Origin of the sequence: Micromonospora sp. NPDC049301 (assembly GCF_040678715.1) — a bacterium.
Taxonomy (GTDB): domain Bacteria; phylum Actinomycetota; class Actinomycetes; order Mycobacteriales; family Micromonosporaceae; genus Micromonospora.
Genome location: NZ_JBFAQO010000001.1, coordinates 259,800 through 273,720, shown reverse-complemented (window position 1 = coordinate 273,720; position 13,921 = coordinate 259,800). Strand labels below are relative to the sequence as shown.

The 13,921-nt window shown below is 72.1% G+C and carries 13 protein-coding genes and 1 tRNA gene; 6 read left to right on the top strand and 8 right to left on the bottom strand.

The features are described from left to right. Nucleotides 1-2: 2 nt before the first annotated feature. Nucleotides 3-791, bottom strand: coding sequence for a DUF3662 and FHA domain-containing protein (locus AB0K07_RS01315; protein WP_007454122.1), 789 nt, complete (start codon nucleotides 789-791; stop codon nucleotides 3-5). A 207-nt stretch (nucleotides 792-998) separates the two neighbouring features. On the opposite strand from AB0K07_RS01315, the gene AB0K07_RS01310 reads away from it, so the two are divergent. The 3 genes from AB0K07_RS01310 to AB0K07_RS01300 all read left to right on the top strand — a co-directional run bounded on the left by AB0K07_RS01310 (nucleotide 999) and on the right by AB0K07_RS01300 (nucleotide 3,067). Then, a tRNA-Leu gene (locus AB0K07_RS01310) sits at nucleotides 999-1,084 on the top strand. Between the two features lie 64 nt (nucleotides 1,085-1,148). Next, nucleotides 1,149-2,264, top strand: a complete 1,116-nt coding sequence (locus AB0K07_RS01305; protein WP_363750054.1) for an NAD-dependent epimerase/dehydratase family protein — start codon at nucleotides 1,149-1,151, stop codon at nucleotides 2,262-2,264. Continuing rightward, on the top strand, nucleotides 2,261-3,067 hold the full coding sequence (locus tag AB0K07_RS01300) for a WecB/TagA/CpsF family glycosyltransferase (RefSeq protein ID WP_363750052.1): 807 nt from the start codon (nucleotides 2,261-2,263) through the stop codon (nucleotides 3,065-3,067). The genes AB0K07_RS01305 and AB0K07_RS01300 overlap by 4 nt, the downstream gene beginning before the upstream one ends. A 67-nt stretch (nucleotides 3,068-3,134) precedes the next feature. Here AB0K07_RS01300 and AB0K07_RS01295 read toward each other — a convergent pair whose 3' ends face one another. The 4 genes from AB0K07_RS01295 to AB0K07_RS01280 form a co-directional block, all read right to left on the bottom strand. Next, complete coding sequence (locus AB0K07_RS01295; RefSeq protein WP_363750050.1) at nucleotides 3,135-5,006, bottom strand: S8 family serine peptidase; 1,872 nt, start codon at nucleotides 5,004-5,006, stop codon at nucleotides 3,135-3,137. A 784-nt stretch (nucleotides 5,007-5,790) separates the two neighbouring features. Then, nucleotides 5,791-6,192: a hypothetical protein gene (locus AB0K07_RS01290; RefSeq protein ID WP_363750048.1), complete on the bottom strand. Its 402-nt coding sequence runs from the start codon at nucleotides 6,190-6,192 to the stop codon at nucleotides 5,791-5,793. A gap of 217 nt (nucleotides 6,193-6,409) precedes the next feature. Continuing rightward, nucleotides 6,410-6,631, bottom strand: a complete 222-nt coding sequence (locus tag AB0K07_RS01285; RefSeq protein WP_363750046.1) for a DUF397 domain-containing protein — start codon at nucleotides 6,629-6,631, stop codon at nucleotides 6,410-6,412. Then, nucleotides 6,601-7,482 carry a helix-turn-helix transcriptional regulator gene (locus tag AB0K07_RS01280; protein WP_030487606.1) on the bottom strand — a complete coding sequence of 294 codons (882 nt, stop codon included), beginning with the start codon at nucleotides 7,480-7,482 and terminating at the stop codon, nucleotides 6,601-6,603. Before AB0K07_RS01280 ends, AB0K07_RS01285 begins: the two co-directional genes overlap by 31 nt. Nucleotides 7,483-8,105: 623 nt before the next feature. Here AB0K07_RS01280 and AB0K07_RS01275 point away from each other — a divergent pair. Both AB0K07_RS01275 and AB0K07_RS01270 read left to right on the top strand, forming a co-directional pair. After that, on the top strand, nucleotides 8,106-8,390 hold the full coding sequence (locus AB0K07_RS01275; protein ID WP_363750044.1) for a hypothetical protein: 285 nt from the start codon (nucleotides 8,106-8,108) through the stop codon (nucleotides 8,388-8,390). 98 nt (nucleotides 8,391-8,488) lie between these two features. Beyond that, entirely contained in the window at nucleotides 8,489-8,920 is a 432-nt protein-coding gene (locus AB0K07_RS01270) for a hypothetical protein (protein WP_363750042.1), read from the top strand. A gap of 7 nt (nucleotides 8,921-8,927) precedes the next feature. Here AB0K07_RS01270 and AB0K07_RS01265 read toward each other — a convergent pair whose 3' ends face one another. After that, nucleotides 8,928-9,785 carry a PASTA domain-containing protein gene (locus AB0K07_RS01265; RefSeq protein ID WP_363750040.1) on the bottom strand — a complete coding sequence of 286 codons (858 nt, stop codon included), beginning with the start codon at nucleotides 9,783-9,785 and terminating at the stop codon, nucleotides 8,928-8,930. A gap of 181 nt (nucleotides 9,786-9,966) precedes the next feature. After that, a complete protein-coding gene (locus tag AB0K07_RS01260; RefSeq protein ID WP_363750038.1) occupies nucleotides 9,967-10,665 on the bottom strand; it encodes a PASTA domain-containing protein in 699 nt (232 codons plus the stop codon). Between the two features lie 122 nt (nucleotides 10,666-10,787). Here AB0K07_RS01260 and AB0K07_RS01255 point away from each other — a divergent pair, with 122 nt between their 5' ends. Next, nucleotides 10,788-12,170: a hypothetical protein gene (locus AB0K07_RS01255; protein WP_363750036.1), complete on the top strand. Its 1,383-nt coding sequence runs from the start codon at nucleotides 10,788-10,790 to the stop codon at nucleotides 12,168-12,170. 39 nt (nucleotides 12,171-12,209) lie between these two features. Here the strand turns inward: AB0K07_RS01255 and AB0K07_RS01250 are convergent, their stop codons facing one another. Then, on the bottom strand, nucleotides 12,210-13,688 hold the full coding sequence (locus AB0K07_RS01250) for a glutamate--cysteine ligase (RefSeq protein WP_363750034.1): 1,479 nt from the start codon (nucleotides 13,686-13,688) through the stop codon (nucleotides 12,210-12,212). Between the last annotated feature and the right edge of the window lie 233 nt (nucleotides 13,689-13,921).

Sequence of the window (13,921 nt, the reverse complement as noted above, 5' to 3'; positions counted from 1 at the left end):
GGTCAGCCGTCCACGCGGAAGGTCAGCGTCGTGGTGCCGAGCTGGACCATGTCACCCGGGTTGAGGGCGACGGCGGAGACCCGCTGCCCGTTGACCATGGTGCCGTTGGTCGACCCCAGATCGGTCAGCACGACCTGTCCGCCGTCGAAGTCCAGCCGGGCGTGTCGCCGGGAGATGCCGACGTCCGGCAGGCGCAGGTTGGCCTGGTCGCCACGACCGATCACGGTCGACCCCATCTGGAGGGGATAGGTGCGCCCGTCGCCGGAGACCAGCCGCACGTTGCGGCCGCCGCCGTGCCCGGGCGGCGGGCCGTAGCCACCACCCTGGTCGTACGCGGGGTAGGCGGGCGGGCCGGCGTCGTAGCCGGGCGCCGACACCGGGGCGACCTCGCCGCCGGTGTAGACCTCGGCGGTGACCCGGAACATTCCCGTGTCCAGGCCCTCCCCCCGTTCGATCTCCACGATCACGTCGCCGTAGACCGTCCAGGCCTGCTCGCCGATGAACTCCGCCTGCGACTGGGCCAACTCCTGGGCCAGCGCGGCGGCGTACGGCGCCAGCCGACTGTGGTCGAACGGCGAGAGATCGATCACGTAGCGGTTGGGCACCAACGTGCGCCCACCGGCCAGGATCGCCTTGTGCGCCTCGGCCTCCCGCTGCATGGCGTTGAGGATCTCCACGGGGTGGACCACCCCTTTGAAGACCTTGGCGAAGGCCCCTTCGACCAGGCCTTCCAGACGCTTCTCGAAGCGTTGCAGCACGCTCACCGGCTCCTCCTCGGGTCCCGAGGACATGATGGTATCCGGCCGGCGCGCGCGCAGCTCACACGCCGCTCGGCCGCCTGCTACCGGCCCGTTCGGATGGGCCGGTGTTCCCGTGCTAGTCTTTCGTCCGCCACGAACGGTAACCGCTCGTGGCGAGCACCTGGAACAGCGTAGTATCTCCGGGGCCCGTTGGAGACAGCGGGCTCGGGGCGGCTAGAGTGTTCCGGGTTGTGCCACGGGGATGTGGCGGAATGGCAGACGCGCACGGTTCAGGTCCGTGTGCCCGAAAGGGCGTGGGGGTTCAACTCCCCCCATCCCCACCAGCGACGAGGGCTCCGCAGAATGCGGGGCCCTTCCGTCATATCGGGGCGTGCCCGGCGTCACGCTATGCTCCGATGGTTTCTGCCTCCGATGGACCAGGAGTGGCGTGTGAGTGTCGCGTTGGTGACCGGGTCGGGTGGTCTGATCGGCTCCGAGGCGGTCCGGCACTTCGCCGGCCTCGGTCTGGACGTCGTTGGCATCGACAACGACATGCGCCGGTACTTCTTCGGCGAGGACGGCTCCACGTCGTGGAGCCTGGAGCGACTCGGCCGGGACCTGGGGACCGCGTACACCCACTTCGCGGTCGACATCCGGGACCGGGACGGCCTGGAGCAGGTGTTCAAGAAGTACGGCTCGGACATCGCCGTGGTGATCCACAGCGCCGCGCAGCCGAGCCACGACTGGGCGGCCAAGGAGCCGTACACGGATTTCGACGTGAACGCCGGCGGCACGCTCAACATCCTGGAGAACACCCGCCGGCACGCGATCGACGCGCCGTTCATCCACTGCTCCACCAACAAGGTCTACGGCGACCGGCCCAACAGCCTGCCGCTCATCGAGCTGGAGACCCGGTACGAGCTGCCCGAGGACCACCGCTGGTACCAGGGCATCACCGAAGAGATGTCGATCGACCACTCGCTGCACTCGGTCTTCGGCGCCTCCAAGGTCGCCGCGGACGTGATGGTCCAGGAGTACGGGCGCTACTTCGACATGAAGACCGCGTGCTTCCGGGGCGGCACCCTGACCGGTCCGGCGCACTCCGCGGCCGAGCTGCACGGGTTCCTGGCCTATCTGATGCGCTGCGTCATGGAGGGCCGGACGTACAACCTGTTCGGCTACAAGGGCAAGATGGTCCGCGACGCCATCCACTCGCGTGACGTGCTGACCGCGTTCGAGGCGTTCTTCCGGGCCCCGCGCTCAGCGGAGGTCTACAACCTCGGCGGAGGCCGGCACGCCAACACCTCGCACATCGAGGCGTTCCGGATCGCTGAGGAGATCACCGGCCGCGAGGCGCAGATCAACTACGTCGAGCAGAACCGCACCGGCGACCACCAGTGGTACGTGAGCAGCATGGCTCGATTTGAGGAGCAGTACCCGGAGTGGGAGATTACGTATGACGTCCCGATGATTCTGCGGGAGATCTACGAGGCCAACGTGGACAAGTGGGTGCCCCAGGCATGACCGCCCAGACCAAGCGCAACGTGCTCGGCGTCCTGGTCGACGCCACCGACTACGCCACGGCGACCGACGCCGTGGTGACCGCGGCGCACGAGCGGCGCCCGCTCGCGCTGACCGCGCTGGCCGTGCACGGTGTGATGACCGGGGTGCTGGATCCGGCGCACAACGCCCGACTCAACTCCTTCGACGTGGTCACGCCGGACGGGCAGCCGGTGCGCTGGGCGCTCAACCTGCTGCACCACGCCGGGCTCACCGACCGGGTCTACGGGCCCACGTTGACGCTGCACGTGCTCTCGCGCTTCGCCGACGAGGGGCTGCCGGTCTACCTGTACGGCTCGACCGAGGAGACGCTGGCCAAGCTGATCCCGGCGCTGGAGCGGATGTTCCCGGCGCTGAAGATCGCCGGGGTGGAGCCGTCCAAGTTCCGCGCGGTCCAGCCGGGCGAGGACGCGGAGATCGCCGACCGGATCCGGTCCAGCGGTGCCCGGCTCGTCCTGGTCGGGCTCGGCTGCCCGCGCCAGGAGGTCTTCACGTACGCCATGCGGCCGTTGCTCGACATGCCGCTGATGGCGGTCGGCGCGGCCTTCGACTACCACGCCGGGCTGCTGCGCCAGCCCCCGTCGTGGATGCAGCGCGCCGGCCTGGAGTGGTTCTGGCGGCTCGGTCTGGAGCCGAAGCGGCTCTGGCGCCGCTACGTCATCCTCAACCCGGCCTACCTGGCCCGGCTCGCCGGCCAGAAGACCGGCCTGTGGAAGGCCCACCCGCCGGCGCCCGCCACCGAGCGGCCGGCCACCTTCGCGGTCTGACCCCTGATCAGTACGGCACGAGGCCCCACCCGGCGTTGCGGGTGGGGCCTCGGCCGTGGGAACCAGGTCAGAGGGTCAGGGTCCAGGTGTTGATATAGCCGGTGTCCCCGGAGTAGACGTCCCGCACCTGCAACCGCCAGGTGCCGTTCGCCGCCTCACTGGAGACGTTGGCGGTGTAGGTCGTGTTCACGTTGTCGGCGCTGTCGAAGTAGCTGCTGTTCTTCAGCCGGTACGCCGAGCCGTCCGGGGCGACCAGGTCGATCACCAGGTCACCGCGGTAGGTGTGCACGATGTTCACCGCGACGGTCGAGCTCGACGAGGCGTTACGGCCGCAGCCGGCGATCGTGATCGAGCTGGACACCGTGGCGCCGGTGTCCGGGATCGCGACGTCGGTGCCGTTGCTGCCGGAGCAGCCGCCACCACCCGAACCGGTCACGGTCAACGTGTAGGTGGCCGTGCGGGTGCCCGCCGCGCCGCTGCCGGTGATCGTGACCGGGTAGCTGCCGGCGGGGGTGCTCGCCGAGGTGGCGATGGTGAGGGTGGACGAGCCGCCCGAGGTCACTGTCGACGGGCTGAACGACGCGGTCGCGCCGGCCGGCAGGCCGCTGGCGGAGAGGCTGACCGACTGGGCGGAGCCGGCGGTGGTGGCCGTGCCGACGGTGGCCGTCACCGAGCCGCCCGGCGCGGTGGAGCCGGAGGTCGGCGACACCGAGACCGAGAAGTCGTTGGCCGGCGGGGTGCCGTTGACCACGTAGAGCAGCTGGTTCGGCGTGCCGGTGCCGACGTTGGTCACCACGTTCGGGGTGGAGTTGTTGACCAGGTTGTCCCGGACCTGCTGCGGGCTCCACGACGGGTTCGCCGAGAGCACGAGCGCCGCGGCCCCGGCGACGTGCGGCGAGGCCATCGAGGTGCCGCTGATGGTGTTCGTCGCGCTGCTGCTGGTGTACCAGGCCGAGGTGATGTTGACGCCCGGCGCCAGGATGTCGACGCAGGTGCCGAAGTTGGAGAAGCTCGCCGCGGCGTCGTTGTTCTGCGTCGCACCCACGGTGATCGCGGAGGCGACCCGGGCCGGCGAGTAGTTGCAGGCGTTCTGCCGGACGCCGAGGGCGTTGCCGTTGCCGGCGGCGACCGCGTACGTGACGCCGGAGTTGATCGAGTTGGTGACGGCCGTGTCGATCGAACTGTTGGCGCCACCACCGAGGCTCATGTTCGCCACCGCCGGCTTGACCGCGTTCGCGGTCACCCAGTCGATACCGGCCACCACCTGGGCGTTGGTGCCGCTGCCCTGGCAGTTGAGCACTCGGACGCCGACGATCTGGACGCCCTTGGCCACCCCGTACGCCGAGCCGCCAACCGTGCCCGCCACGTGGGTGCCGTGGCCGTTGCAGTCGTCGGCGGAGCCGCCGTCCACCGCGTCAAAGCCGGAGACGGCCCGTCCGCCGAAGTCGTTGTGCCCGTACAGCACGCCGGTGTCGATGATGTAGGCGCGGACGTTCGACGCCGTGTTCGGGTAGGTGTACGAGCTGTTCAGGGGCAGGTTCCGCTGGTCGATCCGGTCCAGGCCCCAGGATGGCGGGTTGGTCTGGGTGCCGGCGATCGAGACGGTGTGGTTCTGCTCGACGTACGCCACCGCCGGGTCGGCGGCGATCCGGGCGGCGGCCTTCGCGCCGACCCGGACCTCGAAGCCGCGCAGCGCCGCGCCGTAGGTGCGGGCGACCGTGCCGCCGTGCCGGCCGACCAGCCGGTCCGCGTTGTCGCCGACCGCGCCCCGGCTGACGGCGGTGTCCTTGAAGACGACGATGTAGCTGTCCGCGACGGCCGTGTCCCCACCCGCCGCCCGGATGGCTCCGGTCGGTTCGGCGGCCAGGGCGGGTGTGGCAGCGGCCAACAGCGTCAGTGTGGCCACCCCGACGAGTACGGACCTGTGGGCGAGACCCATCTCCTACCTCCCTCCGACCGGCAGTCGCCCGACGCGGGTCCCGCTCGGATTCATGACGGCCGATCTTTACGAGAGTAGGTCACTGGATTGACGGAGATAAACATGTCGAATGTTTCATAACGCGGGAAGGATGCCCCTACGGGACGGCGTCCGGGACGATCGAGGGCTGCGCCCGGATTCGCGGCCGGCCGCGATCGGGAAGGCTTTCCAGCATGGAGAGCCCCCTCGCCGCCCTGCTACCGATCGCCGTCCTGTGGCTGGCCGCTGGCGTGGTCGCGGACGGCCTGCCCCGACTGGACCGCGCCCGCGCGCTGCGCCGGCGGGCCGGACACCTGCTCGTCCTGACTCTCGTGGGCCTGACGCTCACGGTGACCGTGCTCGCGGCCGGGCTGTTCAGCGCCGGAAACACTCCGGCCGACCGGGCCGCCGCCACCCTCGGTATCGCCGGGCTTCCCACCCTCGTGGTGGCGGTCTGCACGGTACGGCGGGTGCGCCGGCTCCGGGCCGGCGCGGGAGCGCTCGCCGCAGCGCCGGAGACGCCCGCGCCGCACGGCCTTCGGGCCGCCGCCGCGCACCCGCTGATCGGGTTTCCGTTGCAGGTCACCGCTGTGCTGACGGTGCCCGCAGTGGTCACGGCGAGCGGCACCGACCTCTTCGCCGCACCGGGCGTCACCGGGCCAGCGATCACCGTCGGCGCGCTCGGCGTCCTGGTCATCGGCGTCCGGCATGCGCTACGGCACAACCGGCTCGTCGAGCGGGCCCAACCGGGCGCGCCGCGGTCAGGTCAGCGCGAGCGCCCGGGCCCCTGCACGTACAGCAGCTCCAGGATTGCCCGGGTCGCCTCGAACCAGCGGTCCAGCCAGCCCGGCGGCGGCACGCTGCCCTTCGGCGGCAACTCCATCAGCAGGCCACGCAGCAACGGGTGGTCAGCCAACGCGCCGGTGGGCTCCATCGGCCAGCCGCTCGGCGGGAAGGAGGGCTCGACCAGGGGGTTCGGGTCCAGCGAGGGCAGGGAGAGCGGCGCGTCGGTCGCCTCGGCCGCCGGCGCCTCCCGCCCGCTCATCTCCTGATCGCTCGAGACCACCTCGGTCAGTACGCTGTCCCGACGCGCCCCGCGGTACTTGCCACCGAACCGCTCCGGCTTGCCCGGACCGTTGGTGAGGTTGTCTGACCCGATCGTCGTCATCCGTCTCGCCTACCTCGCTCGGTTGCGGATCGGTGCGGCGGGTCGTCGACCAGCGCCGTACCGACGGGTTCAACGAGGCGGAACCGCTGTGGCGACGGGAATCCCGGCGGAACCTCACCGACCCCGGTCTGCGCACGGCGATCGGGAGCCCGGCAGCCCGGCCACGGGAAGATCCCCGCCCGGTCGAGACCGGACGGGGACTCACGTGACCGTTCGGTCAGGCCAAGCCGAAGGCACCACGTCTGGTGCCGGCGACGAAGGCATGCCAGTCACCTGGGGCGAAGACCAGGGCCGGGCCGGCCTTGTCCTTCGAGTCCCGCACTCCGACCGCCCCGGTCACGTACGCCACCTCCACGCAGTTGTCGCAGTTCGGCCCGCTCTTCGAGCTCTTGAACCACGTTGCCTGCGTCAGGTCCACGGGGAACCCCTTGGTCGCCATTTCCACAACGGCTCCTCTGCCAGTTTTGCGATGTGTGCGACGGACTCCTCCGGACGAATGGCCGCGGCGCGGATGTGATCGAAGATGAAGCTGTACTTCTGTAGTTCGTCACTCTTCTCAAGGAAGAGCCCACCCGTGGCGTTCTCCGCGTACACGACATCCGGATCACCGGGCTCGGGGAAGCTGAGGATCGTGAAGGTGCCGTCCATGCCGGCGTGCGCACCCACCTCGAAAGGCAGGATCTGCAACGTCACGTTCGGCAACTCGGCCACTTCGACCAACCGTTTGAGCTGGCCACGCATCACCTCGTCCCCACCCACCGGCCTGCTTACCACCGCCTCATCGAGCACCACCCACAGATCGACCGGATCGTCCTGGGTCAATAACGACTGACGGCCCAGTCGGACACGCACCCGCTGGTGGACCTGATCGGCGGTGAAGTCCGGCCGGGCGGCGCGGATCATCGCCCCCGCGTACTCCTCGGTCTCCAGCAGACCAGGCACCACCTGCTGCTCGTACGCCCGGATCGAACTCGCCGCGGCCTCCAGCCCGACGTACGCGCCGACCAGCACGGTGCTGTACGGATGCCACCAGCCCTTCTGCCGGGCCTCCCGGGCGATCTGCACGAGTTCGTCGCTCTCGGCACCGACCACGCCGTAGATCCGCAGCATGTCCCGGACGTCGCGCGGGGTGGCCGTGGTGTGCCCGGTCTCGATCCGGGAGACCTTCGACGCCGAGCACTCCAACTGCTCGGCGACGACCTCGATGGTGATCCCGGCGGACTCCCGCTGGCGGCGCAGCTCGGCACCGAGCCGCCGCCGCCGGATGGTCGGGCTGCGCCGCTCACTCATGCCGCTCCCCGGTCACTGGTCCCCGCCGCTGGCTGCTCGACCCCACTCGGGCTACCTCCGGTCGACGCGCCACTGGCTGCCGCCCGCCGTTGGCGCGACCGTCGACCGGCGAGCGTTCGCGGCGAGGGGTGGTGCCGGTCATCGGCCGGCCGCGACGGGCGAAACCATTCCTCAGTGTGCCGTCCGGACGCGGATGGCTTCAAGCGCCGCTTTGCAGGGGCGACTCACGTATCGGCAAAACTCGACGTGCAACTTGCATGAAGCACGTCACTGATGCACTCTGTCCGTATGGCACGGATCACTCAGCGTCTCCGTCCGGTCCCCCGGTGTGGTGATCCCACCGATCCGGGAGAGCCGGGCGCGATGCGGGCCCGGCCGGCGACACCGAGAGCTGCTCCGGGGTGATGACCCCGCCGCTGCAAGCCTGCCGGCTGCGGCGGCGGGCGCGGTTCCCGGAAGCAGCCGCGTGATGGTCGGGTGGCGGCACGCCACCAGCGGAGTACGGCCCGACCACCACCAACCGCACCACCGGTCCACGAGGCGCGACCCCGTCACCGGGCCGAGACGTTCCCCTGATCAGTCACCGCCGGCACCACCGCCGGCCGAACTTTCCAGGAGCCCATGTGCTTCCCCGCTCCGGTGACGTACTGAACGTGACTCGCGCGGCGAGTGTCCAGTTCCTCAGGCCCATCAATTTCCGGGTGATCCGGGTGCTCGACTGGCCGACCTACGACGGTTGGCTCTGGCTCGACGGCTACGAGTTGAACACCGCGGGCGACGCGGTCAACCGTCGGTCGATCTTCGTCCAGCGGGAGGGGCTGCAACAGGTGCAGGCCGCGCCGGAGTCCCGCCCGCACACCGTACGGAGCCGCCGCCCGGTCGTCCGTACTCCGGTACGGGTTGGCTGACCGACGCGATCCGCCGCCGGTGGGCGTGCCGTCGCCATAGAATTGGTACGCCCACCCCGGCACCGTTTCACCCGCACGTCCAGGGCCCTGAGCCTGGGATGGTCATGGTCAATCAGCCCGCCGTGCGGCGGCACCACCGCTCCCGTATCGCCTACGCTTCTGGACTGCTCGCCCTGCTCGGGGCCGTGACCATGCTCGTGGTCCTGGTCCGCGACCCGGCACTGTCGTCCACCCGGCTGACCACTCCGGTGCCGGCACCGGAGATAACCGTGGTCGATGCCGACCCGCCGACGGCCGACGAACCCGGCTGGTTCGAGACCCACACACCGGACAGCAGCGCCGACGTGATCGACCCGGCCGGTGTCGGCTCGGGTGGCGGCGGTCAGTCCGTCGGAGGAATCACCGAGGCCGGCCCGGCCCGGCACACCGCGACGGACGTCCGCCGCTCGTTGTTCTGGTCCGGCATCTTCGGTCTCACCATCTCGCTGGCCGGCCTCGGCCTGGTCGGCACCCGCCGCCGGATGTGGTGAGCAGGGGTCACGGCGTGCGCGTCACCGTCGGGCTCGGCCTTGCCGGACTGGTCGACGTCCCCGCCGAGGGTCGGGCCTGGGACACGATCAACAGCACCTCCTCGTCGGCCGGCACCGTGCTGCCGGCGTCCGGTTCGGTGCCCACCACCGTCCCCGGTGGCAGCTCGGACGGGCGGTACACCACCCGGTAGGTCAGGCCGAGGCGGTCCAGCAGCCCTTCCGCGGTGGCCTGCGGCAGACCGGCGAGCGGCGGCACCGGCACCTCGGCGGACTCGGTGGTGGCCGCTGGGCTGCTCGGCGTCTCGCTGGTCGGCGCCGCCGAGGTGGGGGCCGCACTCGTCGGGGCGGCGCTGGTGGCACTGGGCGGCGGCAGCGACGGGGTGGAGCCCGGGTCGTCGTCCCGGCCGTCGTCCTGCGCGGCGAGCACCACCCAGAGCGCGGTGCCGAGCAGGCCGGCGAGCAGGAGCGCGAGCACGCCCCAGAGGATCGGCAGCCACCACCGTCGACCACCCTGCTCCTCGGCGTACCACTCGCCGGAGGGCTCGGCCGGTCGCGGCGCCCGTACCTCCGCCCGCCCGGACCACGGCGCCGGAGTCGCACGCTCGGCGGGCATCCGTGCGGTCCGGTCGACCGGCGCGCCCGGCTGCGTCGGCCCGGGGCGGTCGATCGGCATGGTCTGGTCCGGCGAGGCGGCGGGGGCCGAGGCCGCCCGGTCGATCGGTGCCGTCTCGTCCGGCGACGCGGGCGTAGGGGTGGCGGGCCCGGTCGGTTGGGGCGGCTCGGACCCGCCGGCGCTGGGCGGCAGGGGGCGCGTCCGGTCGTCGTCGTGCTCCCCGGTGGGCGGCTCCTGGCGGTCGTCGCTCATCGCACGTCCTTTCCCGACCCGGGCGGGCGGCATGGCCCTCGACCGCCAACCTAACCGCCCGCACCCTGATCGGCGCGGATCATCGGCCCGAACCGCCCGGCGCGCGCGAGCCCCGACCGGCACATCGGCAACCGCGATCGCGCGTGCGGATGGCGGTGGGAACCGGTTCGTGGGCCGGGTGTCAGAGGGGAGGGTTCGTGCCCGGCAGGCTCGGTGGCGTCGCCCCGCACCAGATGCTGACCTCGTCGTTCCAGCGGGCCGGGCCATCCTCGGCCGGCTCCTGCCGGCTGACCTTTCCGGTGCGGCCGCTGCGGTAGCGCGGGTACAGCCCCTCGTCGACCAGCTCGTCGGCAGCTCTGGCGCAGTCGTCACCGACCACGTCCGGCACCTCGGCCGCGGGCGGCGGGCCGGCAACCCGCAGTTGCACCGTGGTGCCCCGGGCCACCTCGGTGCCCACGGCGGGCGAGGTGCTCTCGACCGTACGTCCGGTGCCGCTGCCGAAGACCAGCCGCCAACCCAACCGCTGCTTGCGCAGGGTGTCCCGGGCCTCGACGAAGTCGGTGCCGACCACCGGTGGCACGGTCAGCCCGGTCCCCTTGGTGGCGCTGGCGGAGGTCCGGGGGGCGGAGGGCGTGGTCCGGCCGGTGCTCGGTCGGGGCGCGGTGGCCCGGCTGGTCGGCGTACCGGTCGCGGTCGCCACCGCCAGTGGATCCGCCGGAGGTGCGTCGTCCTCGCCGGCCAGCAGCCACCCGCCGGTCGCGCCGACCGCGGCGAGGAGCACGGCGACCAGCCCGCCACCCAGCAGCACGCTGGCCCGGCCCGCACCGCCGCCGTCCCGGCCGGCGATGGAATCCTGCCGACCCGTGTTCGCGTCCGTCATTGCGCCCACCGCCTCATCACCGGCGACCGTACCGGTCGTCGCCCAATCCGTTGCGTCTGCGGTCCACCCCGGCGGGTAATTGCGACTCGCCGCGCCGACGACGGGACGTTACGCTGCCCGGCATGGCCAAACGGGGCTGGGGAGTATCGATCGTGACGGCGATCGGGGTCGCTGCCGGCGCTGGCGCCGCGCAACTGGGCTTCGGCTACGGGCTCGGCGTCATCACCTGGACGCCCACCGATGCGGCGGCCACCGGCACGGCCTGGGCGGATGGCCTCGCCTGGGCCACCTGGCTGGCCGCCAGCTCCACGGTGCTGGGTGCGGTCTGTGCGCAGCGCCTGCACCAGCGGGCCGTGCCGCCAGTGGCCGAGCCGGCGGTGACCAGCGCGGAGCCGACGAAGGTCCCGGCGGCCGATCCCGCTGAGCCGGTGACGCTCGCAGCCGGGCGGCCGGCCCCCTCCGAGGGCACCGGCGCGGCGGCGGACCGGCCGAGCGCGTCGGACGGCGTGACGCCACAGGCGGCCGAGGTCCTGCCCAGCGAGCGCGGCGGCCTGCTGCGGCGGGTGTCCGTGGCGCTCGGCGCCGCGCTCGGCGGGCTGGTCACGGTGCTTCTGGTCGCCGTACCCGCGCGGGTCGCGGTGGGCGCCGACACCGGCGCGCCGCAACGGGTGGCCGCCGTACACGCGGGGTTGGGCGTCCTGATCGGGGTGCTCGTCGCGCTCTGGGCGCTGCGCTCCCGCGCCGCTGCGGTGAACGTGACCGCGACGGCCGCCTGGCTCTGGCTGCTCGCGGTGGTCTCGGTGATCGACGGGGTACGCGTCGGGCGCGGGCTGACCGGCGCCCAGCTCGGCACCTGGCAGCTCGACCCGGACCACCCGCGGTACTGGATCGCCGACCAGCTCTACTGGCCCGGTGCGCTGCTGGCGATCCTTCCCGCCCTGGTGATCGGCGCGCTGGCCGCCCGGCGGGCCGCCCGGTCGACCGGGCACCTGGTCGGCGCGGCGGTCTCCGGCGCGGCCGGCCCGCTGCTCGTCGCGCTCGCGTACCTGACCACCGTGCCGCGCTGGTCGGCGCTGGGCCCCGCGCAGCTCTCCACCCAGCTGATCGCCCCGTACGCGGTGATCGCCGGCGTCGGCGGCTCGGCGCTGGTCGCCATCCTCGCCGAGCGGGCCAACCGGAGTCGGCCTGCGGACCGGGACGCGACCGTCCCGGTCGGAGGAGGCCCCGCGCCCGCCTCGACCCGGGCCGGTGAACCCGACGCCGAACCGGTGAGCGCCACGACCAGGGCGAGCACCGGGCCCGGAACGGACGATGCCGCACCTCCGGCGACCGGAACCGCCGCGCGGAAGCGGGACGGGGCCCGCGTACCCCGGATTCCGGCGCCCCGCACGGACCCGGACAGCTCCGCTCCGGCCGCGGGGAACGGCGACCCGGTGGAGGGCGCGGCGCCCGGCGGACGGCCGGGCCGGGCACCGCGACGGACCGGGCGACCCGTCACCGACTGAGCCCGGACGAGCCACGGCCGAGGCCGCGGGTGTGCGGGGTCAGTCGACCGGCCAGGTGTGCACCGGCTCGTTGCCGCGCTGGAGTTCCGCGTAGCGCTGGACCATGTGGTGCAGCGCGGCGGCTCGGTCCATTCCGTGGTGCCGCTCCGCCGCCCAGACCGCCTCGGTCTGCCACACCGCGCCGTTGCGACCGGTTCGGCAGCGCTGCTCGATGATGCCGAGCAGCCGGTCGCGCTCCGCCGGGGCGACGCCGAACCGGTCCAGACCCGCCGCGGCGGTGGGCAGCAACTGATCCAGCACCAGCGTGGTGACCGGCACGTCGCCGACCCGGGGCCAGTGCAGCACGGCGTCCAGGCCGCGCCGGGCGGCGGCGTGGAAGTTCTCCTCGGCGGAGCTGAAGGTGAGCTGACTCCAGATCGGCCGGTCGGCCTCGGCCAGGCCGCGGGCCAGCCCGAAGTAGAAGGCCGCGTTGGCCAGCATGTCCACCACGGTCGGACCGGCCGGCAGCACCCGGTTCTCCACCCGCAGGTGCGGACGGCCGTTCATGATGTCGTAGACCGGGCGGTTCCACCGGTAGACCGTCCCGTTGTGCAGCCGCAGCTCGCCGAGCTGGGGCACACCGCCGGCGTGCAGCACCTCCACCGGATCCTCGTCCTCGCAGATCGGCAGCAGCGGCGGGAAGTACCGGACGTTCTCCTCGAACAGGTCGAAGATCGAGGTGATCCAACGCTCGCCGAACCACACCCGGGGGCGTACGCCCTGGGCCTTCAGCTCGTCCGGGCGGGTGTCGGTCGCCTGCTCGAACAGGGCGATCCGGGTTTCCGCCCAGAGCTGACGGCCGTACAGGAAGGGGGAGTTGGCCCCGATCGCCACCTGCACCCCGGCGATGGCCTGGGACGCGTTCCAGTAGTCGGCGAAGCTGTCCGGCGCGACCTGGAGGTGGAACTGGAGGCTGGTGCAGGCCGCCTCGGGGGCGATCGAGTCGGTGTGCGTCCGCAACTGCTCGACGCCACGGATGTCCAGCTCGATGTCCTCGCCCCGGGCGCCGACGATCTGGTCGTTGAGCACCCGGTACCGCTCGTTGGTGGAGAGATTGTCCTCGACCAGGTGCCCCTCGGTGAGGGTGGGCAGGATGCCGACGAGGACGATCTTCGCGTCGGACTTGGCCGCACGCTCGTCGGCACGGGACAGGCTGCTGCGCAGGTCGTGCTCGTAGTCGGCGAAGCCGCTGCCCTCGATCAGCCGGGGCTCGGCGTTGAGCTCCAGGTTGAACTGCCCCAGCTCGGTCTGGAAGAGCGGGTCGGCGATGTCGGCGAGGATCTCCTCGTTGCGCATCGCCGGCTCGGCCGCCGAGTCGACCAGGTTCAGCTCGATCTCCAGGCCGGTCATCGGCCGGTCGGCGTCGAAGCCGAAGTCGTCCAGCATCAGGGCGAAGACGTCCAGGCACCGCCGGACCTTCTGCCGGTAGCGGACGCGGTCCTCCCGGGTGAAGGCGCCCTGCGAGACGTCCCTGCCCATGTGTCCTCCCGGCGGCCGGCGCGGTCGGGATCCTGCCGTCCCGGAAAGCGCATTGTGAACCATCCACGTTAAGAGCGCCCACCTGGCGGGAGCCAGGGGCCGGCACCGGTGCTGCGGAACCGACCGGAGCAGACGCGCTCGTGGCGCATCTGTACCCCGTCGGGATCGCGTCGGACCCGACGAAGGTGCGAACAAGCCGTGACAATTCACACGCAGGTGGCGACCGCCGGCAG